At 71.6% G+C, this 23,084-nt stretch carries 17 protein-coding genes; 9 read left to right on the plus strand and 8 right to left on the minus strand.

Annotated elements, in window-relative coordinates; genetic code table 11:
• The first annotated feature begins 46 nt into the window (after positions 1 to 46).
• Positions 47 to 2,599: an ATP-binding protein gene (locus ACH35V_RS40335; protein ID WP_395980171.1), complete on the plus strand. Its 2,553-nt coding sequence runs from the start codon at positions 47 to 49 to the stop codon at positions 2,597 to 2,599.
• 190 nt (positions 2,600 to 2,789) lie between these two features.
• Here ACH35V_RS40335 and ACH35V_RS40340 read toward each other — a convergent pair whose 3' ends face one another.
• Both ACH35V_RS40340 and ACH35V_RS40345 read right to left on the minus strand, forming a co-directional pair.
• Positions 2,790 to 4,601: a glycosyl hydrolase family 18 protein gene (locus ACH35V_RS40340; protein ID WP_395980172.1), complete on the minus strand. Its 1,812-nt coding sequence runs from the start codon at positions 4,599 to 4,601 to the stop codon at positions 2,790 to 2,792.
• Between the two features lie 191 nt (positions 4,602 to 4,792).
• On the minus strand, positions 4,793 to 5,299 hold the full coding sequence (locus ACH35V_RS40345; RefSeq protein WP_395980173.1) for a MarR family winged helix-turn-helix transcriptional regulator: 507 nt from the start codon (positions 5,297 to 5,299) through the stop codon (positions 4,793 to 4,795).
• Between the two features lie 61 nt (positions 5,300 to 5,360).
• Here ACH35V_RS40345 and ACH35V_RS40350 point away from each other — a divergent pair, with 61 nt between their 5' ends.
• Positions 5,361 to 5,780, plus strand: a complete 420-nt coding sequence (locus ACH35V_RS40350) for a cupin domain-containing protein (RefSeq protein WP_395980174.1) — start codon at positions 5,361 to 5,363, stop codon at positions 5,778 to 5,780.
• 5 nt (positions 5,781 to 5,785) lie between these two features.
• Here ACH35V_RS40350 and ACH35V_RS40355 read toward each other — a convergent pair whose 3' ends face one another.
• Both ACH35V_RS40355 and ACH35V_RS40360 read right to left on the minus strand, forming a co-directional pair.
• Complete coding sequence (locus tag ACH35V_RS40355; RefSeq protein ID WP_395980175.1) at positions 5,786 to 6,430, minus strand: LuxR C-terminal-related transcriptional regulator; 645 nt, start codon at positions 6,428 to 6,430, stop codon at positions 5,786 to 5,788.
• Positions 6,382 to 7,692 carry a sensor histidine kinase gene (locus tag ACH35V_RS40360; protein ID WP_395980176.1) on the minus strand — a complete coding sequence of 437 codons (1,311 nt, stop codon included), beginning with the start codon at positions 7,690 to 7,692 and terminating at the stop codon, positions 6,382 to 6,384. Before ACH35V_RS40360 ends, ACH35V_RS40355 begins: the two co-directional genes overlap by 49 nt.
• Before the next feature lie 281 nt (positions 7,693 to 7,973).
• Between ACH35V_RS40360 and ACH35V_RS40365 the strand changes: the two genes are divergently transcribed.
• Positions 7,974 to 10,508: a Tex family protein gene (locus tag ACH35V_RS40365; protein WP_395980177.1), complete on the plus strand. Its 2,535-nt coding sequence runs from the start codon at positions 7,974 to 7,976 to the stop codon at positions 10,506 to 10,508.
• Here ACH35V_RS40365 and ACH35V_RS40370 read toward each other — a convergent pair.
• A complete protein-coding gene (locus ACH35V_RS40370; RefSeq protein WP_395980178.1) occupies positions 10,505 to 11,701 on the minus strand; it encodes a hypothetical protein in 1,197 nt (398 codons plus the stop codon). The two genes, ACH35V_RS40365 and ACH35V_RS40370, sit on opposite strands and share 4 nt — an antisense overlap.
• A 312-nt stretch (positions 11,702 to 12,013) precedes the next feature.
• Here ACH35V_RS40370 and tig point away from each other — a divergent pair, with 312 nt between their 5' ends.
• The 4 genes from tig (at position 12,014) to clpX (ending at position 16,587) form a co-directional block, all read left to right on the plus strand.
• Positions 12,014 to 13,558 (plus strand): trigger factor, encoded by a 1,545-nt coding sequence (tig, locus tag ACH35V_RS40375; protein WP_395980179.1) that lies wholly within the window; start codon positions 12,014 to 12,016, stop codon positions 13,556 to 13,558.
• Positions 13,559 to 13,764: 206 nt separating this feature from the next.
• Positions 13,765 to 14,397, plus strand: a complete 633-nt coding sequence (locus ACH35V_RS40380; RefSeq protein ID WP_395980194.1) for a ClpP family protease — start codon at positions 13,765 to 13,767, stop codon at positions 14,395 to 14,397.
• Positions 14,398 to 14,463: 66 nt separating this feature from the next.
• The gene (locus tag ACH35V_RS40385) at positions 14,464 to 15,138 is read left to right on the plus strand and encodes an ATP-dependent Clp protease proteolytic subunit (RefSeq protein ID WP_395980195.1); all 675 of its coding nucleotides are present in this window, start codon (positions 14,464 to 14,466) and stop codon (positions 15,136 to 15,138) included.
• A gap of 174 nt (positions 15,139 to 15,312) precedes the next feature.
• Positions 15,313 to 16,587 (plus strand): ATP-dependent Clp protease ATP-binding subunit ClpX, encoded by a 1,275-nt coding sequence (gene clpX, locus ACH35V_RS40390; RefSeq protein ID WP_395980180.1) that lies wholly within the window; start codon positions 15,313 to 15,315, stop codon positions 16,585 to 16,587.
• Positions 16,588 to 16,642: 55 nt separating this feature from the next.
• On the opposite strand, the gene ACH35V_RS40395 is transcribed toward clpX, so the two are convergent.
• Positions 16,643 to 17,302 carry a response regulator gene (locus ACH35V_RS40395; RefSeq protein ID WP_395980181.1) on the minus strand — a complete coding sequence of 220 codons (660 nt, stop codon included), beginning with the start codon at positions 17,300 to 17,302 and terminating at the stop codon, positions 16,643 to 16,645.
• On the minus strand, positions 17,303 to 18,097 hold the full coding sequence (locus ACH35V_RS40400; RefSeq protein WP_395980182.1) for a sensor histidine kinase: 795 nt from the start codon (positions 18,095 to 18,097) through the stop codon (positions 17,303 to 17,305).
• A gap of 154 nt (positions 18,098 to 18,251) precedes the next feature.
• Between ACH35V_RS40400 and ACH35V_RS40405 the strand changes: the two genes are divergently transcribed.
• On the plus strand, positions 18,252 to 20,861 hold the full coding sequence (locus ACH35V_RS40405; protein WP_395980183.1) for a valine--tRNA ligase: 2,610 nt from the start codon (positions 18,252 to 18,254) through the stop codon (positions 20,859 to 20,861).
• 27 nt (positions 20,862 to 20,888) lie between these two features.
• Positions 20,889 to 21,860 (plus strand): hypothetical protein, encoded by a 972-nt coding sequence (locus tag ACH35V_RS40410; protein ID WP_395980184.1) that lies wholly within the window; start codon positions 20,889 to 20,891, stop codon positions 21,858 to 21,860.
• Here the strand turns inward: ACH35V_RS40410 and ACH35V_RS40415 are convergent.
• Positions 21,832 to 23,034, minus strand: coding sequence for a hypothetical protein (locus tag ACH35V_RS40415; protein WP_395980185.1), 1,203 nt, complete (start codon positions 23,032 to 23,034; stop codon positions 21,832 to 21,834). The genes ACH35V_RS40410 and ACH35V_RS40415 overlap by 29 nt on opposite strands.
• Between the last annotated feature and the right edge of the window lie 50 nt (positions 23,035 to 23,084).

Genomic DNA, 23,084 nt, shown 5'->3' on the forward strand with positions numbered 1-23,084 from the left:
CCCCTCGATCGTGGGTCTGGGGCGTGACGGAGGGCGGAGGGACCGGATGGACCGGATGCCGGACGAGACGTCCACCGGCGCGCCTTCGCCGCAGGGGCCGGTACCAAGGCGGGCCCGGCTGGCGGCGCCGTGGATCGTGGGCGGCCTCACCGCGGTCATCACGGCGGTGACGACGTCCCTGGACGCGCTGGACCTCGCCGCCCCCGTCCAGGTCGTCGTCACCAGCGGGGTCGCCCTCCTGGCGGGGATCGCGGCGTGGGGGACGCAGCAGGGCGGCCCCGGCGACGGCCCCGCCGGCCGGGACGAGGCCGAGCAGGGCGTCACGCCGGCGCAGCTCCCGCCCGTGATCGCGCATTTCACCGGCCGGGACGGATCGCTCGCCGAGCTGCGCCGCGCCGCCGCCGACGGGACGGGCTCCCCGGCGTCGCCGCTGGTGGTGTCGCTGCACGGCCCGGCCGGGGTGGGCAAGTCGTCGCTGGCCGCGCGGTTCGCGCACGAGATCGCCGCCGACCACCCGGACGGCTGCCTGTACTTCGACCTGCGCGGCGCGGGCGACGCGCGGGTCGCCCCGGGGGAGGTGCTGATCGGGTTCCTCCAGGCGCTGGGCGTCCGGCTGACCACCGACCCCGGCGGCCTGCCGGAGCTGCAGAAGCTGTGGTGGACGTGGACGAAGGGCCGCCGGATCCTCGTCCTGCTCGACAACGCCCGCGACGCCGAGCAGGTGCGGGCGCTGCTGCCGCCCGTCGGGAGCTGCACGGTGATCGTGACGTCGCGGCAGCCGCTGCACCTGCGCAACACCTTCGACCGGCGGCTGCGGGAGTTCACCGGCGAGAGCGCGGTCGAGCTGCTCGGCCGGCTCGCCGGGCGGCAGCGGATCGCCCTCGACCCGCGGGCGGCGGACGAGATCGCCGAGCTGTGCGGGTACCTGCCGCTCGCGATCGGCATCTGCGGCGGCCGCCTCGCCGCCCGCGAGTCGTGGACGCCGCGCGCGATGGCCGACCGGCTCCAGGACGAGCGGCGCCGCCGGCTGGACGAGCTGGAGACCGCCCGCGACATCGACACCAGCGTCCGGGCGAGCCTGGCGCTGAGCTACGACGACTGCAGCCGGACGCAGCGCCGCCTGCTGCGGACCCTGGCCATGCTGGACGCGCCCGACGTGCAGGCGTGGGCGGCGGGCGCGCTGCTCGGCGTGTCCGACCTGGAGGGCGACGACCAGCTGGAGGCCCTGGTGGACGCCCAGCTCGTCGAATGCTCCGGGACGGACGCGACCGGGCGGATGCGGTACCGCCTGCACGACCTCGTCCGCCTGTATGCGCTGGAACGGACGGAGGTGGAGGATGCGGAGCACGAACGCGACGCCGCCCTTGACCGCGTCCTGGACGGTTACCGCGAACGCGCCGAGCGCGTGGCCGCGAGCCGCTGGCCCCAGGACTGGCACCGGCGGGCGGGCGAGGCGCCCGTTTCCGAGTACTCGGCGCTCGACTGGCTGACCAGTGAGCGTCCTGCCCTTCTCGCGCTGCTCGCCCAAGGCGCGGAGCACGAAATGTGGAGTCTGGTGTGGCGCCTTGGCCGGGCCACATGCTCGCTGTTCCATTCGCTGCGCGTCTTCTGGCCGGAGTGGCGGGCGGCGGCCGAACTGACCTACACGGTCGCCACCCACATGAACGACGACCAGGCCGTGGGGATCGCCTTGCTTGAACGGTCGTCCGTCCAGGGCAACCAGGGGTTCATGGAGAGCGCGTACAACGACGCGTCCGAAGCCCTCCGGATCTTCACCGGCGGCAGGGAGATGTGGTGGCGCGCACGCGCTCTCCGGGCCGCGGGCATGTGCCTGCGGGACGCCGGCAACGTCGACGAGGGCCAGGACTACCTCATCGAGGCGATCGAGGCGTTCACCGGCGAGGGCGACGCCTGGTGGCGGGCCAGGACGCAGCGCAACCTGGCGGAACTGCGGCTCGCCCAGCGCCGCTACGAGGAGGCCCGCGGCCTGCTCGAACAGGCGCTGCGGGTCTTCCAGCGCAATGGCAACCGGTACTCGGAGGCGCAGACGCTCCGGGCGCTGGGGGAGGTCCTGGCCGCCGAGGCGCGGGCGCTCCGGGCATCCGGCGACACCGCGGCCGCCGACGTGAAGCACAGCCTCGCGGGCCCGACGCTGGAGCGGGCGATCGAGGCGTTCCGGCTGCGCGGCGAGCAGTGGGAGGCGGCCCGCTGCCTGCGCGCCGCCGGCGAGACCGGCGACCCGCGCAACGGGCTGCGGGAGCTGAGGTTCGTCCGCGAGTCCGCGCGGACGCTGGAGACGCTCGGCGACACGTGGGGCCTCGCCCGCACCCGCATCTCGGAGGGCCGCGCCCTCGGCCGGCTGGGACGGCACGACGAGGCGGCGGAGGCGCTGCGGCGGGCGGTGGACGCGTTCGACGAGCTCGGCGACCGCTGGTGGCAGGCCCGGAGCCGCCGCACCCTCGCCGAGGTGCTCCTGGACGCGGGCCGCCGCGAACCGGCGGCCGCCCCCGCCCGCGAGGCCCTCGACCTGTACCGCAGCCTCGGCAACGCGTCCGGCGAGGCCCGCGCCCGCGCCGTCCTCGCCCGCACCGAAAGCTGACTCAGGGCCAATCGCGGAGAACGATGAAGGCCCTTTCCCGGCGGCGGGGGGCGCCGGGAAAGGGCCGGGCCTCGACCGGGGTCCGGTCAAGGGCGGGCCCCTGACCGGCGTCCGGTTGGTCAGGGGCCCGATGTCTCGGCTGCCTAAGGGGCTGGGAGGACCCCCTCTGCGAACAGCTCAGCCGAGACGGCTAGCGGATGGCGTTGATGAGCTCGCCATTGGCGGTGTCGCCGCTGAGCTCCCAGAAGAACGCGCCACCGAGTCCTTCGGAGCCGGCCCAGCCCGACTTGCTGCCGATCGTGGCAGGCGTGTCGTAGCTCCACCATTGGTTGCCGCAGTGGGCGTAGGCAGTCCCGGCGACAGTGCCGTTCGAGGGGCATCGTCCCTTGATGTCCTTGTAGTCCTCGATGCCCTGCTCGTACTTGCCGGGTGCGGGTCCGGTGGCCGTGCCGCCGGGCTCCTTCTGCGTGACGCCCGTCCAGCCGCGGCCGTAGAAGCCGAGACCCATCAGGAGCTTGCTGCCGGGGATCCCCATCGACTTCAGCTTGGCGATGGTGTCCGAGGTGTTGAAGCCCTCATGCGGGATGCCCGGGTAGGACGTGAGCGGCGAGTGCGGCGCCGTCGGTCCCTGCGCGTCCCATGCCCCGAAGTAGTCGTAGGTCATGGGCAGGTACCAGTCGACGTACTCGGACGCGCCCTTGTAGTCGGCCAGGTCCATCTTGCCGCCCGCGCTGGCGTCCGCGGTGATCGCGGCCGTCACGAGGTTGTTCGACCCGAACTTGGCCCGCACCGCGCTCATGAGGTTCTTGAACGAGGCCGCGCCGCTGGTGTCGCAGGTCAGACCGCAGGCGTTGGGGTATTCCCAGTCGATGTCGATGCCGTCGAACACGTCCGCCCAGCGCGAGTCCTCGACCAGGTTGTAGCAGGACTCGGCGAAGGCCGCCGGGTTCGCCGCGGCCTGGCCGAAGCCGCCGGACCAGGTCCAGCCGCCGAACGACCACAGCACCTTGAGGTTCGGGTACTTCTTCTTCAGCTTGCGGAGCTGGTTGAAGTTGCCGCGCAGGGGCTGGTCCCACGTGTCGGCGACGCCGTCGACGCTCTGGTCGGCGCCGTACGCCTTCTCGTAGTCGGCGTACCCGTCGCCGATGGTGCACCGGCCGCCCTGGACGTTGCCGAAGGCGTAGTTGATGTGGGTCAGCTTGCGGGCGGAGCCACTGGTGTCAATGTTCTTGACGTGGTAGTTCCGCTGGTAGACGCCCCAGTTGACGAAGTAGCCGATGACCTTGCCGGCGGTGCCGGTGCCCCCTTCGTCGGTGGTGACCTGGAGGGGAGCGGAAGCCGGGGAGCTCTTCCCTGAGGCGTCGTTCGCCTTGACCGTGAAGGTGTAGGCGGTCTTCGGAGTGAGACCCGTGATGTTGGCGCCGGTCTCGCTTCCGGAAGCGACCTTGGTGGTGCCCTGGAAGACGTCGTAACTGGTGACGCCCACGTCGTCGGTGGAGGGGTTCCACGCGAGGCCGACGGTCGTCGCGGACTTGTTCACGAGGCGGAGGCCCGCGGGGGTGGTGGGAGCCTCGAGGTCCTCTTCGCCGGTGCCGCCGCCGTCGCAGGCCGCACCGTTGACCTTGCAGCCGGTGAAGAAACCGGGGCCGGTTCCGTTGAAGCCGAAGCTCACCGTGGTGTTGGCCCCGAGGGTGTTGCTCCACGTCGGGTTGGTGAAGGTGTAGTGGTTACCGGAAACGGTCTTGGTGGCGTTCCAAACCGACGTCACGCTCGTCCCGGATGGCAGGTCACCTTCGACCTTCCAGCCGTTCAAGGGGGCAGTGGTCCCGTTCGTGATCGTGCACGTGCCGCCAAAGCCGGTGCCCCAGTCCTGGGTCTTCTTACACTCGGCGGTGACCGTCCCGGCCGACGACGCCGGAGGCGCCGCCACCAGGGCGGTGGAGACCGCCAGGATTGCCGCGCCGGCGAGCGCGATCGCCCGCCGTCCGCCCGGTCTTGACATGATTCTCCGTTCGTTCGGCCCCCGAAGCAAACAGGAATCCCCGCAATTCTTAGGAAACTTTCCTAAGAATTGGGTGGATCGTAACCGGGTGGAACGGTGCGTTCAAGGGCTTTCGGGCAGGTCGGATGCGTCAATGCAGGTGGTCTAAGCGGCTGCCTGGGCACATACGGGTTCAAACCGTCGAAGAATTTTCAGGCCGAGCCGAACCAGCCGGGGACGTCGAGCCGCCACGGGTCGTCCGGCGTGACCCGGCGGAGGTCCCGCTCCAGGGCCCGGACGCGGTCGGCGCCGAGCCGCCGGACCCAGTCGTCCCGGATCCGGTCGAAGATCCGCGCCGACCTGGCCAGCGAGTCGGCGCCGCGCGCGGTCAGCCGCACCAGCTTGCGCCGGGCGTCGGACGGGTCCGCGCCGCGCTCCACGTACCCGGCGCGCTCCAGCGACTCGATCATCTTGCCCGCCGCCTGCTTGCTCACCCCGAGCCGCCGGCCCAGCTCCACCGCGGTCGTGCCGTCCGGCCCGATGGCCTGGAAGACGAACCCGTGCATCGGACGCAGGCCGGGATGCCCCTGCTCGGCCAGCTCGGCGTGCACCTCGTCGACGATCACGCGGAAGGCGAGGAAGAGCCGCAGCGGCAGTTCCCAGCCGGGCGCGTCCGCGGCCCCGTCGTCGCCGGCGTCGCCGTGCTCGTCACTTGACATAAAAGACAACCTCGTTGACTATAAGGACAACCACATTGTCTAACTTAGGGGATCGGGGCTCATGACGCTCATCCGCGACGCCGAAAGCCGCCGCACCGACACGCCGAACGGCACCATGACCACCTTCGCGACGCCCACCCAGGGCGGCACCGAAGGCATCGCACTCTGGCGCGTCGACATGGCGCCCGGCCGGACCGGGCCGCTGCACGCCTTCGACACCGAGCAGATCTGGACGTTCCTGGACGGCGCCGCCACCATCGACCTGGACGGACGCAAGCTGGAGGCGGGCCCCGGCGACACCGTCGTCCTGCCCGCCGACGTCCCGCGCCAGATGACCTCCCGCCCGGACGCCGGGTTCACCGCCGTCGTCGCCGCCCACGCAGGCTGCCTCGCCTACGACCCGGACGCCATCGTGGACGACGCGAAATGCGACATCGCCCCTCAAGGCGACGAGCGGCTCGTCCCGCCCTGGGCGAAATAGTCGGCTCAAGCGCCCAGGTAGGCGAGGACCGCGAGGACGCGCCGGTTGTCGTCCTCGGACTGCGGCAGCCCGAGCTTGGCGAAGATGCTGTTCGTGTGCTTGCTGATCGCCTTCTCGGTGACGAACAGCTTCGCCGCGATCGCCGCGTTCGACCGGCCCTCCGCCATCAGCCCGAGCACCTCGCGCTCGCGGGGGGTGAGCTGCTGCAGCGGCTCCTCGCGGGCGTGCCGGGTCAGCAGCTGCGCGACGACGTCCGGGTCGAGCGCGGTGCCGCCGTCCGCGACCCGGCGGACCGCCTCCACGAACACCTTGACGTCCGACACCCGGTCCTTCAGCAGGTAGCCGATGCCGCCCGTGCTGTCGGACAGCAGCTCCCGCGCGTACAGCTGCTCGACGTGCTGCGACAGCACCAGCACCGGCAGGCCGGGGATCTCGCGGCGCGCCTCCAGCGCGGCCCGCAGCCCCTCGTCGGTGAACGTCGGCGGGAGCCGCACGTCCACGACCGCCACGTCCGGGCGGTGCGTGGTCAGCGCCCGCCGCAGCGAAGGACCGTTGTCCACGGCCTCGACGACCTCGAAGCCGAACGCGCCGAGCAGGCGGATCAGCCCGTCTCTGAGGAGGGCGAGATCTTCGGCGATGACAACGCGCACGGCAGCTCCATGGTCACGACGGTCGGCCCACCGGGCGGGCTCGTCACGGCCATGGTCCCATCGAAGGCGGCCAGCCTGCGCTCGATCCCGCGCATTCCGGACCCCAGCGCGGGGTCGGCGCCGCCCACCCCATCGTCACCGACGATCATGAGCAGCCGGTCGTCCGAATGCTCGATCTGCAGCCAGGCCCGCCGCGCGCCCGAGTGCTTGACGACGTTCGCGAACATCTCCGCGACCGCGAAGTACGCCGCCGACTCGACCGGCGCGTCGGCGCGTCCCGGCAGGTCGGCATGGACGTCGACCGGCAGCGGCAGCCCCAGCGCCAGCGCCCGGACGGCCCCGTCCAACCCCCGCTCGGCCAGCACCGGCGGATGGATCCCGCGCACCAGGTCGCGGAGCTCCGTCAGCGCCGTCCCGCTGGCGGCGCGGGCCTCGGCGAGGAGCTGCTGCGCGGTCTCCGGGTCGTGCTTCATCATCTCCTCGGCGAGCCCGATGTTCATGCTCAGCGCCACGAGCCTGGCCTGCGCGCCGTCGTGCAGGTCCCGTTCGATGCGGCGCAGCTCGGCGGCGGACGCGTCCACCGTCTCCAGCCGCGTCTCCGTCAGCCGCTGGACGCGCTCGGTCAGCGCGGCCCGCGTCGGCGCGAGCAGCGACTGGCAGAACAGCGCGTGCGCCTTCAGGAACAGCGGCCCCACCGGGACGGACACCACCAGCATCACCGCACCCAGGAAGACGGTGGCGACGATCCCGAACACGCCGTAGTCGTCCAGCGGCCAGAACGGGCCCCACCCGTAGGTGGTGATCTGCGCGAGCCACGGCGCGACGAGGACGCCCTCCAGCCCGTAGAGGCTCAGCAGCCCGGCGAGGATCCCGAGGACGAGCGCGATGGGCACGTTCAGGAACGTCCACAGCAGGTCGCGCCACGTCGCCGGGTCGGAGAACAGCCACTTCAGCCGCGCGAACGGCCCGAGCCCGCCCGGCGGCTCAGGACGGTACGGCACGCCGATCTCCACGCCCGACCACTCGGCCGCCCACAGGCGCTGCTGGTTGGCGATCCCGCGGATCGCCTGGATCACCACCGGCGTGAGCACGACCCCGACGCCCAGCGGGATGAACGCGATCGACAGCACCGCGAGGATGAACAGCGGCAGGTTCGCCACGTACGCCACGACGATCTGCACGACCCCGCGGACGAGGTTGGTGAAGGCGCGCCGCCCGTACACCCCGAGACGCGGCCCGATGACCAGTTCGCGGTCGCTCACCTGTACCTCCACGGCTGCTCTGTCCGGTGGATACCGGCCCCTCTGTCCGGTAGATCCCGGCCCCGCCCCCATTGTGGTCGACCTTCGGCCGCGGCTCGGTGGTGTTAGGCCCCCTCTCGCCCGCGCCGGAGGTGGACTTAGACCTACCCTGCCCTAGTGCGTGCCGCGCGCCGACGAGCCCGCCGCCGTCCGCACCCGGGACGGACCCGGGGTCCTCGTGCGGGACAACCTCGTGTGGGACAACTCAGACTGAAAGCGAATAACGAGCTGTGACAGCGACCATGAGCCAGACGTCCGCCGGGCATGACGGCCCGCCGCCCATCACCCAGCGCATCGCCGAGGAGATCGGCGTCGGGGAGGGGCAGGTCCGGGTCGCGGTGGAACTCCTCGACGGCGGGGCGACCGTCCCGTTCATCGCCCGCTACCGCAAGGAGGCGACCGGAACGCTCGACGACGCGCAGCTCCGCGCCCTGGAGGAGCGGCTGCGCTACCTGCGCGAGCTGGACGAGCGCCGCGCCGCGATCCTGGAGTCGATCGAGTCGCAGGGCAAGCTCACCGGCGAGCTGCGGTCCCAGATCATGGCGGCCGACTCTAAGGCGCGGCTCGAGGACGTCTACCTGCCGTACAAGCCGAAGCGGCGCACCAAGGCGCAGATCGCCCGCGAGGCCGGCCTCGAACCCCTCGCCGACCTGCTGTTCGGCGACCCGTCGAACGACCCGCGGGCGGCGGCCGCCGGATACGTGGACGCCGCCAAGGGCGTCGCCGACGAGACCGCGGCGCTGGAGGGCGCCCGCGCCATCCTCGTCGAGCGCTTCGCCGAGGACGCCGACCTCATCGGCGCGCTGCGCGAGCGCATGTGGAACCGCGGCCGGATGGTCTCGCGCGTCCGGGACGGCAAGGAGGAGTCGGGCGCGAAGTTCTCCGACTACTTCGAGTTCGCCGAGCCGTTCGCGAAGCTGCCGTCGCACCGCGTCCTCGCGCTGTTCCGCGGCGAGAAGGAAGAGGTCCTCGACCTGGACCTGGTCCCCGAGGACGAGCCGGAGCCGGGGGAGCGCAGCTCCTACGAGGCGGAGATCGCGCGCCGGTTCCAGATCACCGACCAGGGCCGTCCGGCCGACAAGTGGCTGTCAGAGGCGGTCCGCTGGGCGTGGCGCACCCGGATCCTCGTGCACCTCGGCATCGACCTGCGCACGCGGCTCCGCCAGGAGGCCGAGGACGAGGCCGTCCGCGTGTTCGCCGCGAACCTGCGCGACCTGCTGCTCGCCGCGCCCGCCGGGACCCGCTCCACCATGGGCCTCGACCCGGGCCTGCGCACCGGCGTCAAGGTCGCGGTCGTGGACGCCACCGGCAAGGTCGTCGCCACCGACACGATCTACCCGCACGAGCCCCGCCGGAAGTGGGACGAGTCGATCGAGACGCTCGCCCGCCTCGCCCGCGAGCACGACGTCGACCTCGTCTCCATCGGGAACGGCACCGCGTCCCGGGAGACCGACAAGCTCGCCGCCGACCTGATCGCCCGGCACCCCGACCTCACGCTCACCAAGATCATGGTGTCGGAGGCGGGCGCGTCGGTGTACTCGGCGTCGGAGTACGCGGGCCGCGAGCTGCCCGGCATGGACGTGTCGCTGCGCGGCGCCGTCTCCATCGCCCGCCGCCTCCAGGACCCGCTCGCCGAACTCGTCAAGATCGACCCGAAGTCGATCGGGGTCGGGCAGTACCAGCACGACGTGTCCGAGGTGAAGCTGTCCCGCTCGCTCGACGCCGTCGTCGAGGACTGCGTGAACGCCGTCGGCGTCGACGTGAACACCGCGTCCGCGCCGCTGCTCACCCGCGTGTCCGGCATCGGCGAGGGGCTCGCGGAGAACATCGTCGCGCACCGCGACGCCAACGGCCCGTTCCGCAGCCGCCGCGGGCTGAAGGACGTCCCGCGGCTCGGCCCGAAGGCGTTCGAGCAGTGCGCCGGATTCCTCCGCATCCCCGGCGGCGACAACCCGCTCGACGCGTCCAGCGTGCACCCGGAGGCGTACCCGGTCGTCCGCCGGATCCTGACCGCCGCCGGCGCCGACACCAAGGGGCTGATCGGCAACAGCGCCGTGCTGCGCTCGCTGAAGCCCGCCGACTTCGTCGACGACACGTTCGGGCTGCCGACCGTCACCGACATCCTCGCCGAGCTGGAGAAGCCCGGCCGCGACCCGCGCCCGGCGTTCAAGACCGCGACGTTCAAGGAGGGCGTCGACAAGCTCGGCGACCTCGAACCCGGCATGATCCTGGAGGGCGTCGTCACCAACGCCGCCGCGTTCGGCGCGTTCGTGGACGTCGGCGTCCACCAGGACGGGCTCGTCCACATCTCCGCGATGTCCGACAAGTTCGTCGCGGACCCGCGCGAGGTGGTCAAGCCCGGCGACATCGTCCGCGTGAAGGTCATGGACGTCGACCTGCAGCGCAAGCGCATCTCGCTGACCCTCCGCCTGGACGACGAGCCCGGCCGCGACCAGCAGGGCGGCGGACGGCAGCGGCCCCGGCAGGCCGAGCGCCGCGACCGCGGCGGACAGCAGAACACCGGCGGCCAGAAACCCCGCGGCGACGGCCGCGGCCAGGGCGGCCAGGGCGGCCAGGGCGGCCAGGGCGGTCAGCGCGGTCAAGGCGGTCAAGGCGGTCAGCGCGGCCAGGGCGGTCAGCGGGGCCAGAGCCGTGGCGGCCAGGACGGCGGCAGCGGCGGAGGCGGCGGTGGTGGCGCGATGGCCGACGCACTCCGCCGGGCCGGCCTCGACAAGGGACTCCCCGGCAACGACCGGAAGGGCCGCAAGGGGCGCTAGTCGGTGAAGCCGCGCCAGCGGCCGTCCGCCCCCGTCTCGGTGGGCGCGGGATTCTGCGGGCGGACGGGCCGTCGCGGCGGCGTCGGCTCCGGACGGTTGTAGGGCCCCCGGCCGAGCAGGTCCTGCGCGTGCGGGGAGCGCTGCGGCGGCACCGGCGCGGCATGCGGCACCCCCTGTCCGGCATGCCCCGACAGCGGCCCGCCGACCGCCCGCTCCCCGGCCGCCGCGTCACCGAGCGCGGGGTCACCGAGCGCGGGGTCCCTGACCGGCGGGTAGCCCAACGGATCCCGCGTGGACGGCGCGCCCGCATGGGAAGGCTCCCGCGGCTCGTCCTCGATGGGACGGTGCCGCGGGAACTGCAGGACGGCGATCACCCCGAGCGCCAGCGCGCCCAGCCGCATCCCGGAGTGCGCCATGTCCTGCGGCCACTGCTCCGCGTACAGGAACGTTCCCATCGTCAGCAGGTAGGTCTTGGCCGTCACCGTCATCACGGTCGACACGATCGAGACCCGGCAGCGCTGGAACGCCATCACCATGATCCCGAACCCGATCGCCGCCGAGCACACCGTCAGATACGGCCACGGCGTCAGGACGATCTCCGGCCGGGCGGCGTCCGCGTGGTCGCTCCACCCCTTGATCGCCAGTTCGGCGGTCCCGACCGGGAAGCCCGAGCTCAGCCCGTAGGCGATGCCGGTGACGGGACGGGCGTGCCGCCCGTCCGGCCGGTAGTCGCCGAGGACGAGGATCAGCACCGGCACCGCGATCGCCGGGCCCACCACGACCGCGATCTTCCACAGCGGGGCGTCCGCCGAGCCGATCGGCTCGTCCGCCCGGAGCGAGGCGGTGAGCAGCAGGATGGCGCCGCCGATCAGCAGCAGGCTCAGCCACTCCCGCGCGGTGAGCCGCTCGCCGAAGAACACCAGCGCGATCAGCAGCAGCGGGACCATGCCGGACATGAAGATCGGCACCGCCGTGGACAGCGGCAGCTTGCTCAGCGCCATGATCTGCAGGCTGAGCCCGCCGAGCACGAACGCGAGCGCGATCAGGAAGATCCAGTTGCTGACGATCGTCCAGGTCATGTGCAGGATGCGGTTGCCCCGGAGAGGGGCCATCCGGTCCGCCGCGACTTTGAAGAAGGCGAACCCGAGGTAGTAGAGACCGGTCGCACTGAAGGCCGCGGCTATCCCGTTCATCCCGGATGAGTATGGGGGTTCTGGTGCTGGATGTCACTGCCTGTGCGGTATTGCTGACGCGGATTCGGCGGTCCGGGGGGCGTCCGATGTCCGCAGCCGGCGCCGCTACCCCATAGACTTGGCCGCGCGAAGGCGCGGAGCCGTGTTCGGCGTGCCCGCGCCGCTGAGAGACTGACCGGCCGATGGACGACGCGGACGGGCCGAAACGACGCAGGCCGTACGCGCGCAGGGCCGAGGGCCTCGCAGGCAGCACCCAGAAGCACGCGTCGAACGCCGCGGCGAGAAAGCGCCCGATCAAGGAGACCGACCCCAGTGAAGACCGATGTCGAGGAGCTGACCCCCACGCGGGTCAAGCTCACCGTCGAGGTTCCGTTCGACGAGCTCAAGCCGAACCTCGACAAGGCGTACAAGGAGATCTCGCAGCAGGTGCGGATCAAGGGCTTCCGGCCCGGGAAGGTCCCCGCCCCGCTGATCGACAAGTACGTCGGCCGGGGCGCGGTGCTGCAGGAGGCGGTCAACGACGCGCTTCCGGGGCTGTACGGCCGCGCCGTCGAGGAGTCCGAGCTCTTCGTGCTCGGGCAGCCCGACGTCGAGGTGACCGAGCTGGAGGACGGCACCCAGTTCGCGTTCACCGCCGAGGTCGACATCCGGCCGAAGTTCGAGGTGCCCGACTACGACGGCCTCGAAGTCGTCGTCGACGACGCCGAGGTGACCGACGAGCAGGTCGAGGAGACCCTCGGCAACCTGCGCGAGCGGTTCGCCTCGCTGACCACCGCCGAGCGCGCCGTCGAGGACGGCGACTTCGCCACCGTCGACCTGGTCGCGCGGATCGACGGCGAGGAGGTCGAGGACGCGTCCACGCCCGGCTACTCCTACGAGGTCGGCAGCAAGTCGTCCGTCGAAGGCCTGGACGACGCGCTCGTCGGCCTCGCCGCGGGCGAGGAGGCCACCTTCACCGGCGCCCTGACCGGCGGCGAGCACGCCGGCGAGGAGGCCGAGATCACGGCCACCGTGCAGAGCGTCAAGATCAAGAACCTGCCGGACCTGGACGACGAGTTCGCCCAGCTGGCCAGCGAGTTCGACACGATCGACGAGCTCCGCGAGGACGTCCGGACGCGGCTCGGCCGGCAGGTGAAGGCGCAGCAGCTGTCCGACGCGCGCGACAAGGCCCTCGAGGCGCTGCTGGAGAAGGTCGACATCCCGCTCCCCGACAAGGTCGTGGACGAGGAGGTCGGCCGCCGCAACCAGCAGCTGGAGCAGCAGCTCCAGATGGCCGGCATGACCAGGGACGACTACCTCAAGGACGAGGAGAAGTCCGCCGAGGAGTTCGACACCGAGGTCGCCGACGCCGCCCGGCTCGCGGTGAAGGGCGGCTTCGTCCTCGACCAGCTCGCCGTCCAGGAGGAGCTGAACGTCGAGAACGAGGAGCTCAGCGAGTACGTCGTCACGCAGGCGATGCAGATGGGCGTCCAGCCGCAGCAGCTCGCCCAGTACCTCACCGAGAACAACCAGCTCCCGGCGATCGTCTCGGAGGTGCTGCGCAGCAAGGCGCTGAACCTCGTGGTCGAGCACGTCACCGTCAAGGACGAGTCGGGCAACGTCATCGACGTCGAGGCCGTCCAGCGCGAGCTGAACGGCGAGACCGCCGAGACCGCCGAGGCCGAAACCGAGACCGCCGAGGCCGAGACGACCGAGGCCGAGACGACCGAGACCGTCGAAGCCGAGACCGCCGAGCAGGCCGACGAGACCGAGCAGGCGGAGGCAGCGGTCGACGAGGCGGCCGAAGAGACGGCTGAGGCCGCCGCTGACGAGTCCCCGGCCGCCGAGCCGGAGGACGCCCAGGGCAAGTCCTCCTAGGGACCTACTGGACGTTCTGCACCGCACAGGACACGCCCCGCATCCGTAAACCGGGTGCGGGGCGTGTCGCGTATTCCCGTGACACGCCGCGGCGACCGGGTACGCCCCTGGCGAAAAGGCGGCCCCACGGGCTTAACCGGGCCTGTGAGCGCGTTAATGTCCAATCATCCGAACCGATTAAAGGACCGGAGGAACACCCGGTGAGCATGCCTCCGACTTTCGACGAGTCGTCGCGGATCCAGGCGCGGGTCGCCGAGGCGCCCATGTTGGCTCTGGGCGACCAGCTGTTCCAGCGGCTGCTGCGCGAACGGATCGTCTTCCTCGGCCAGCAGGTCGACGACGACATCGCCAACCGCATCAGCGCGGAGCTGCTGCTCCTGTCGGCCGAGGACGGCCGCCGCGACATCACGCTCTACATCAACTCGCCAGGTGGCTCCGTCACCGCAGGCATGGCGATCTACGACATCATGCAGTACGTCCCGAACGACATCGTCACGGTCGGCATGGGCCTCGCCGCGTCGATGGGGCAGTTCCTGCTGTGCGCGGGGACGCGCGGCAAGCGCTACGCCCTGCCGCACGCGCGGATCATGATGCACCAGCCGTCCGGCGGCATCGGCGGCACCGCCTCCGACATCAAGATCCAGGCGGAGCAGATGCTGTACGTCAAGCGGACGCTCGCCGAGAAGATCGCCGAGCACACCGGCCAGCAGCTCGACCAGATCGAGCGCGACTCCGACCGCGACCGCTGGTTCACCGCCGACGAGGCCAAGGACTACGGGCTGGTGGACCACGTGGTGCTCAGCGCCACCCAGGTGCCCTCCCAGGGCACGGTCTCCTGACGACCCGACCTGATCATTTATCGGAGGCACACAGTGAGCGACCTCATCCGACCCGGCTTCACCGATCTGGTCCCGGGCGTCCACCGCGACGGCGGCCAGGCGGGCGGGTCCCCGGCGCCGGTCGAGAGCCGGTACATCATCCCTTCGTTCGTCGAGCGCACCACGTACGGGGTCAAGGAGATGAACCCGTACAACAAGCTCTTCGAGGAGCGGATCATCTTCCTCGGGATCCAGATCGACGACGCGTCCGCCAACGACGTGATGGCCCAGCTGATCACGCTGGAGTCGATCGACCCCGACCGCGACATCAGCATCTACATCAACTCGCCGGGCGGCTCGTTCACCGCCATGACGGCGATCTACGACACGATGCAGTTCGTGAAGCCGGACATCCAGACGGTCTGCATCGGCCAGGCCGCGTCCGCCGCGGCGGTGCTGCTCGCCGCGGGGACGCCGGGCAAGCGCGCCGCGCTGCCCAACTCGCGGATGCTGATCCACCAGCCCGCGACCGAGGGCACCTACGGCCAGTCCAGCGACATCGAGATCCAGGCCCGCGAGATCATGCGGATCCGGGAGCTGCTGGAGACGATCCTGGCCGAGCACAGCGGCAAGACCATCGAGCAGGTCCGCCGCGACATCGAGCGCGACAAGATCCTCACGGCGGCGGAGGCGAAGGACTACGGTCTCATCGACGACGTCTTCGCCAGCAGGAAGCGCAAGGCCGAGGTAGTGTCGTCCTGAGACGGCACGAGGACGAGGGAGACCCCCGAGCCCGGTCGTCACACTTCCGGGCGAGGGGCTTCCCAAGTCCGTTGGAGGCGGTAACGTCGAAACCAACGTCGAGAGCCTTCGGGACGCAACCGAGCTGCGCCGCAAACTGCATGGCGGTCGGCCCCACGAAAAGGAGACAGTTGGGTGGCACGCATCGGCGACGGCGGTGACCTGCTGAAGTGCTCGTTCTGTGGAAAGAGCCAGAAGCAGGTCAAGAAGCTCATCGCGGGTCCGGGCGTGTACATCTGCGACGAGTGCATCGATCTCTGTAACGAGATCATCGAGGAGGAGCTCTCCGAGACCTCCGACCTCAAGTGGGACAACCTGCCCAAACCGCGGGAGATCTACGAGTTCCTCGACTCCTACGTGATCGGGCAGGAGACGGCGAAGAAGGCGCTGTCCGTCGCCGTCTACAACCACTACAAGCGGATCCAGTCGGGCGAGACCGGCCGGGACGACCCGGTCGAGATCGGCAAGTCGAACATCCTGCTGCTCGGCCCCACCGGATCCGGCAAGACGCTCCTCGCGCAGACGCTCGCCAAACTCCTCAACGTCCCGTTCGCGATCGCGGACGCGACGGCGCTGACGGAGGCCGGGTACGTGGGGGAGGACGTCGAGAACATCCTCCTCAAGCTCATCCAGGCGGCCGACTACGACGTCAAGAAGGCCGAGACCGGCATCATCTACATCGACGAGGTCGACAAGGTCGCCCGCAAGAGCGAGAACCCGTCGATCACCCGGGACGTGTCGGGCGAGGGCGTCCAGCAGGCGCTGCTGAAGATCCTGGAGGGCACCACCGCGAGCGTCCCGCCGCAGGGCGGCCGCAAGCACCCGCACCAGGAGTTCATCCAGATCGACACCACCAACGTGCTGTTCATCTGCGGCGGCGCGTTCGCCGGCCTGGAGAAGATCGTCGAGTCGCGGGTCGGGAAGCAGGGCATGGGCTTCGGCGCCCAGATCCGCTCCAAGTCCGACTTCGAGGTGTCGTCGGCCGTCCTCGGCGAGGTCATGCCGGAAGACCTGCTGAAGTTCGGCATGATCCCCGAGTTCATCGGCCGGCTCCCGATCATGACGTCGGTGCACAACCTCGACCGCGAGGCGCTCATCAACATCCTCACCGAGCCGAAGAACGCGCTGGTCCGCCAGTACCACCGCCTCTTCGAGCTCGACGGCGTCGACCTGGAGTTCACCGACGACGCGCTGGAGGCCATCGCCGACCAGGCCATCCTGCGCGGCACCGGGGCCCGGGGCCTGCGCGCCATCATGGAGGAGGTCCTGCTGTCGGTGATGTACGAGGTGCCGAGCCGCCAGGACGTCGCCCGGGTCGTCATCACCCGCGAGGCCGTCCTGGAGCACGTCAACCCGACCCTCGTCCCGCGCGACCGCCCCAAGCGCGAACCGCGCGAAAAGTCGGCTTAGGCGAACGGCGGAACGCCCTCGACCGCAAGGTTGGGGGCGTTCGGCGTGTCGGGGGTCAGTGGCGGGTGGTTGATTCGCCGAGGCCGGCCTCGCGGGCGACGACGATGGCCTGGGCGCGGTCGGCGACGTGGAGCTTCATGAAGATGTTCGAGACGTGGTTGCGGACGGTCTTCTGGCTGAGGAACAGCGTCCCGGCGATGTCGCCGTTGCTGCGGCCCTGCGCGATCAGCCCGAGGACCTCCCGTTCCCGCTCGGTGAGCTCGGGGAACGCGGCGCGGCGCGGGTCGGGCATGTCGGTGAAGTAGGTGAGAACGCGGCGGGCGATCTCGGGGCCGTAGATGGCCTCGCCGGCCGCGACGGCCCGGACCGCGCGGGCGATCTCCTCCGCGCCGGACTCCTTCAGCAGGTAGCCGCGGGCGCCGGCGCGCATCGCCGCGAACACGGAGTCGTCGTCGCGGAACATCGTCAGGACGAGGACGCCGATGCGGGGGCTCGTCCGGGTGATGGTGCGGGTGGCCTCGATGCCGTTGCCGCCGGGCATGTGCAGGTCCATCACGACGACGTCCGGCTGCAGCTCGGCCGACAGCCGCACCGCGTCCGGACCGTTCTCCGCCTCGCCGACGACGTCCACGCCTAGCGCCTGCAGCAGGCCCTTCAGGCCCTGCCTGAACACCGGGTGGTCGTCGGTGATGAGGACCCGGATCGTCTCCGACATCTACGCCCCGCCTCTTCCCGTGGAAGGACGATGGTACCCGGCGGCAGCCGCCGCGGCGGCGAGCGGGAGATGGGCGGTGACGAGGGTCCCGCCGCCGTTCCGGGCGGTGATCGCGCAGCTCCCGCCGACCTCCGCGGCCCATTCCTTCATCGCCGCCATCCCGCGCCGCCGCTGCTGGGCGCCGTTGCGGGACGAGTCGGGCAGGCCGGGGCCGGTGTCGGCCACCATCAGGTGCAGTTCGGCGTCCCGCGTCAGCCGGACCGTCGCGGTGCTCTCGGGCGCGTGCAGCCGGACGTTCGTCAGCGCCTCCTGAGCGATGCGGTACGCCGCGACCTCCACGGCGGCGGGCAGCTCCAGGTGCTCGCCGTCGAACCGCACGTCCACCCGCTCGCAGCAGCCCTCGGCGAACGACTGGATGGCCGCGACGAGCCCGAGGTCGTCGAGGGCGGGCGGGCGCAGGCCGTGCGCCAGGTCGCGGATCTCGCCGACGGCCGAGGCCAGCCGGTCCCGGACGTCGGCGAGCAGCGGATCGGCACGTTCCGGTTCGCAGGCCAGCGTGATCCGGGCCGCGTCTAGCGACATGGCGAGGCTGGCGAGCGTCGGCCCGAGCCCGTCGTGCAGGTCGTGCCGCAGCCGGCGCCGCTCCTCCTCCCGGCTGGCGAGGATCCGCTCCCGCGATCGCTGCAGGTCGGCGGTGAGGCGACGGAGGTGAGGGATGGTCGCGGCACGCGCCGCCACGGCCCCCGCGGTGAACGCGCCGGCCAGCACGGCTGCGCGTGCCAGTACCGTTCGCATCCCGTCCCTCCCTTCGCCTCTCCGTTTCGGGTGTTCCCGGCAACCCTTTCCGGCAGGGCGACCCGGTGTCAGGTGACCTGTGTCCCGATCCCGGCGGGAAACGCCCTGCCACCGCGGGACGGCGGCCTCCCCGGTCCCCGTAGAATCGTCAGCCGTGACACAGCCCAGCACTCAGCGCGGCCAGGGGGCCGCCGCAGACGTCGACCTGCCCACCCAGTACCGACCGGCGGACGTGGAAGGCCGGCTCTACGAGAAGTGGGTATCGGCGGGGCTGTTCACCGCGGGGCAGGACGGGCCCCCGTTCTCGATCGTGATCCCGCCGCCGAACGTCACCGGCTCGCTGCACATGGGGCACGCGCTCGACCACTCCATCCAGGACACGCTCGTCCGGCGGCGCCGCATGCAGGGGCACGCGACGGTGTGGGTCCCGGGCATGGACCACGCGGGCATCGCCACCCAGAACGTCGTGGAGCGCGAGCTGGCCAAGGAGGGCGTGTCGCGGCACGACCTCGGGCGCGAGGCGTTCGTGGAGCGGGTCTGGCAGTGGAAGGCGGAGTCGGGCGGGCGGATCCTCGGCCAGATGCGCCGCCTCGGCGACAGCGTCGACTGGACGCGCGAGGCGTTCACGATGGACGACGACCGTGCCCGGGCCGTCCGGACGATCTTCAAGCGGTTGTTCGACGACGGGCTCATCTACCGCGCGGAGCGCATCATCAACTGGTGCCCGCGCTGCCTGACGGCCCTGTCCGACATCGAGGTCGAGCACGAGGACGTCGACGGCGAGCTGGTCTCCATCCGGTACGGGGCGGGCGATGACGCGATCGTCGTCGCGACTACGCGGGCTGAGACGATGCTCGGCGACACCGCGGTGGCCGTCCACCCCGAGGACGCCCGGTACGCGCACCTGGTCGGACGTGAGATCGAGCTGCCGCTGACCGGTCGCCGCATCCCCGTCGTCGCCGACGAGCACGTCGACCCCGAGTTCGGGACGGGCGCCGTGAAGGTGACCCCCGCGCACGACCCCAACGACTTCGAGATCGGACGGCGCCACGCGCTGCCGTCCCTGTCGGTCATGGACGAGCGCGGCGTCGTCACCGCGCCTGGGCCGTTCGAGGGCCTCGACCGGTTCGAGGCGCGCCCGGCGGTCGTGGCCGCGCTGCGCGAGCAGGGCCGGATCGTCAAGGAGGTCCGTCCCTACGGGCATTCGGTCGGGCACTGCCAGCGGTGCGCCACGGTCGTCGAGCCGCGCGTGTCGCTGCAGTGGTTCGTGAAGGTCGAGTCGCTGGCGCGGGAGGCGGGCGACGCCGTCCGCGACGGCCGCGTCAAGATCCACCCGCCGGAGATGGCGGCCCGCTATTTCGAGTGGGTCGACAACATGCACGACTGGTGCATCAGCCGGCAGCTGTGGTGGGGGCACCGCATCCCCGTCTGGTACGGGCCGGACGGCGAGGTCGTCTGCCCGGCCGCGGACGAGGACCCGCCCGCCGGCTGGACGCAGGACACCGACGTCTTGGACACCTGGTTCTCCTCCGCGCTGTGGCCCTTCTCGACGCTGGGATGGCCCGACGAGACGGAGGACCTGAAGCGCTTCTACCCGACGTCCGTGCTGGTCACCGGGTACGACATCCTGTTCTTCTGGGTCGCCAGGATGATGATGTTCGGGCTGTACGCGATGGACGGCGTCCAGCCGTTCGACACGATCGCCCTGCACGGGATGGTCCGCGACCAGTTCGGCAAGAAGATGTCCAAGTCGTTCGGGAACGTCATCGACCCGCTCGAATGGATCGACGCGTACGGGGCCGACGCGACCCGGTTCACGCTGCTGCGCGGCGCGAACCCCGGCGGCGACGTCCCCGTGGCGGAGCAGTGGGCGCAGGGGTCGCGCAACTTCTGCAACAAGCTGTGGAACGCGACGCGGTTCGCGCTCATCAACGGCGCGCACGTCCGCGGCGAGATGCCCGCCGAAGTCTCCACCGTCGACGCGTGGGTCCTGTCGCGCCTCCAGACCGTCATCGCCGAGGTGGACGCGCACCTGGAGTCCTACGACTTCGCGAAGGCGTGCGAGACGCTCTACCACTTCGCGTGGGACGAAGTCTGCGACTGGTACGTCGAGCTGGCGAAGGTGCAGCTGGCCGACGACCGGGCCGAAGCGACGCGCCGGGTCCTGGGCGAGGTGCTCGACAAGCTGCTGCGGCTGCTGCACCCCGTGATCCCGTTCGTCACCGAGGAACTGTGGACGTCCCTGACGGGCGGCGAGACGATCGTGACAGCGCCGTGGCCGTCCGCCGAGCCGGGACGCGCCGACCGGGACGCCGAGGCGCTCATCGAGTCGCTGCAGCGGCTCGTGACGGAGGTCCGGCGGTTCCGCGCCGACCAGGGCCTCAAGCCGGGCCAGAAGGTCGCGGCGGCGCTGGAGTGGGACGGCTCGCCGCTGGCGGCGCACGAGGAGGGCGTTCGCGCGCTGCTGCGCCTCACCGAGCCGGGGGACGGCTTCGCGGCGACCGCGTCCCTGCCGGTCGAGGACGTCACCGTCCGGCTCGACACCGCGGGCGCCATCGACGTCGCCGCCGAGCGCAAGCGGCTGGAGAAGGACCTCGCCGCCGCCCGCAAGGAGGTGGAGCAGGTCGGCCGGAAGCTCGGCAACGAGGCGTTCATGGCGAAGGCGCCCGAGGCCGTCGTCGCCAAGAACCGGGACCGGCTCGCCCAGGCCGAGGCGGACATCAGGCGGCTGGAGTCGCAGCTGACCGCGCTGCCCGCCGTCTGACACGGCAGCCGAACCATCGGGAGTGCAATGGCCGAATCACCCCCTCGGTCCGAGATGCCGGACTCCTCGTCCGGCGATGACCTGAACGCGCCGCAGGCCGTCGAGGACGGCGGCCCGCCGGAGGACGCCGCGGCGGCGCCGTGGGGCGACTCGCGTCCGTGGTGGTCGGCCGACTCCGGCGGCGGGACGGGCCCGCACGCGCCCGTCCCGGACGGGACCGGCCCGCAGATCGTGATCCGGGACGCGTCGGGCGGGCACCCGCTCGTCCCGGACGGCACCGGCCCGCTGCCCGTGCTCCCCGGCCCGCCGGCGGGCCCCTTCCCGCCGGGGCCGCCGCTGCCCGGCGTGCTGCCGCACGGAGCCGGACGGAAGCGGTTCCCGAGGTTCCTGCTCGTGGCGGGCGCCGCCGCCGTCGGGACCGTCGTGCTCATGGCGGGCGTGCTCGCGTTCCGGACGGGCGCCGGCGACGACGGCGCCGGAGGCGGGAAGAAGGCCCCCGGCGGGAAGGACGCCCGCGCCGCAGGCGTCCCCGCCTCCAAGAAGGTGATCAGCGCGGGCGCGACCGCGGGCGGCCTGCGCATGGACGGCCTGACCTCCCCCCAGGCGAGCGCGGCGTACCCGTTCGTCGTCACGGCGATCGAGGCTGCCGGGGTTCCGGTCGCCGAGCGCGGCAGGGCCGTGTACAGCGAGGAGCCCGTCCGGCCGATCAACGTCCTGTTCGTGGGCGGGACGGGCCGGGTCGGCGACCCCGCGGACTTCCTGCAGAAGGCGCGGCCCACGACGTTCATCGCCGGGCAGGACGCCGACCCCGGCGAGAAGGACGGGAAGGCCGTCTGCGGAACGTTCGCCGTCCTCGCCGATACGCACACGTACTGCGCGTGGGCGACCGCGGACTCCTACGGCGTCGTCGCGTCCAACCGGCCGTCGCTGAACCCGCGTTTCCCGCTGATGGCCGAGGTCATGCGGCGGATCAGGGCGGACGTCGAGAGGCCGCGGTGACGAAGAGCCGATCGGTGTCGGCGCCGACCGCGTCCAGGACGAGCCCGGTGAAGTAGACGGTCCCGAGCACGACGACGCGGCGCCCGAGCGCGGCGAGGAACGCGGGCGTGACGGCGTCGGCGCCGACGATCTCCCAGCCGGTCGGCAGCGGGCGGGTGAAGCGCAGATGCGGCAGCGGCAGCCGGACGAACGTCACCGGCAACCCGTCCAGCGCGGCGACGGCGCCGTCCAGGTCCTTGTGGTCGGGGAGGCAGACGACGACGCGGTCGATCGCGCCCCAGACGCGCCGCGCGGCGGTGAGGGCGGCGGCGATTCCTGTCCCGTCGACGGCGGAGTCGATCAGCAGCCGTGTCGCCGATCCCGGCACGTCGTGCCAGGACAGCCGCCCCGGCAGGACGACCGACGCAAGCACATCGCGAAGTGCCCCGTCCGGCGGCTCGGTGACGCCCGGCAGGCGGCGGGCCGCGACGACGCCGAGTTCGGCGCTGCCGCGCACCAGCCCGCCGGGCAGCAGGTCTTCCGCGAGCCCGCTGCCGCCCGCCGCCACCCGCTCCACATCTCCCAGGACCCCGGTGACCTCGGCCGACTGCGGCGCGGACAGCACGGCCGTCGCGGGCCCCGCCACGCCGAGCTTCTCTTCCGCGATCTCCGCCGGAGTGTCCCCGAGCACCCCGGCGTGCTCCCGGAAGATCGGCGTGATCGCCACGACGGCGGGCGGGAAGAGGGAGACCTCGTCCGACCGTCCGCCCATGCCCGCCTCCAGGACGATCGCGTCCGCGCCCACCCGCCGCGCGTGCACGACCCCCGCGATGGTGAAGAGCCCGGACGGCGACAGATAGCCCCCTGCAGGCGGCGGTAGAGCGCGAATGGCCTCCTCCAGAAGGCTCCCCAGGAACTCAAGCTCTTCTTCCGAGACAGCGCGCCCGTCCACCCTGATCCGTTCGCGATTGCTGCGAAGACCAGGACTCGTGACCGTGCACACCCGAAGCCCGGAGGCCGCGAGAAAGGCGGACGCGTAGGTAGCCGCCGTTCCCTTCCCCTTAGACCCCACGACGGTCAGGACGGGCGCGTCCGGCGAGAGGATGTCCAGGACGGCCGCCAGCTCGCGTGCCCGCCCTATATCGCGGGTCTCGCCGGGAGCCCGCCGCTCCCATTCCCGGAAGAACACGTCCATGACTCCAGTGTGGGTCCGTCCGGAACCCGGGGGACCGGCGAGTAGGCTCT

The organism is Actinomadura sp. 1N219 (genome assembly GCF_044326405.1).
In the GTDB taxonomy this organism is placed as follows: domain Bacteria; phylum Actinomycetota; class Actinomycetes; order Streptosporangiales; family Streptosporangiaceae; genus Spirillospora.

What these genes read in the sequence shown, in the direction of transcription:
- ACH35V_RS40335 (WP_395980171.1), top strand. Translation starts at nt 47, where the DNA reads ATGGACCGGATGCCGGACGAGACGTCCACCGGCGCGCCTTCGCCGCAG.
- ACH35V_RS40340 (WP_395980172.1), bottom strand. Translation starts at nt 4,601, where the DNA reads ATGTCAAGACCGGGCGGACGGCGGGCGATCGCGCTCGCCGGCGCGGCA.
- ACH35V_RS40345 (WP_395980173.1), bottom strand. Translation starts at nt 5,299, where the DNA reads ATGTCAAGTGACGAGCACGGCGACGCCGGCGACGACGGGGCCGCGGAC.
- ACH35V_RS40350 (WP_395980174.1), top strand. Translation starts at nt 5,361, where the DNA reads ATGACGCTCATCCGCGACGCCGAAAGCCGCCGCACCGACACGCCGAAC.
- ACH35V_RS40365 (WP_395980177.1), top strand. Translation starts at nt 7,974, where the DNA reads ATGAGCCAGACGTCCGCCGGGCATGACGGCCCGCCGCCCATCACCCAG.
- ACH35V_RS40370 (WP_395980178.1), bottom strand. Translation starts at nt 11,701, where the DNA reads ATGAACGGGATAGCCGCGGCCTTCAGTGCGACCGGTCTCTACTACCTC.
- ACH35V_RS40380 (WP_395980194.1), top strand. Translation starts at nt 13,765, where the DNA reads ATGCCTCCGACTTTCGACGAGTCGTCGCGGATCCAGGCGCGGGTCGCC.
- ACH35V_RS40395 (WP_395980181.1), bottom strand. Translation starts at nt 17,302, where the DNA reads ATGTCGGAGACGATCCGGGTCCTCATCACCGACGACCACCCGGTGTTC.
- ACH35V_RS40400 (WP_395980182.1), bottom strand. Translation starts at nt 18,097, where the DNA reads ATGCGAACGGTACTGGCACGCGCAGCCGTGCTGGCCGGCGCGTTCACC.
- ACH35V_RS40410 (WP_395980184.1), top strand. Translation starts at nt 20,889, where the DNA reads ATGGCCGAATCACCCCCTCGGTCCGAGATGCCGGACTCCTCGTCCGGC.
- ACH35V_RS40415 (WP_395980185.1), bottom strand. Translation starts at nt 23,034, where the DNA reads ATGGACGTGTTCTTCCGGGAATGGGAGCGGCGGGCTCCCGGCGAGACC.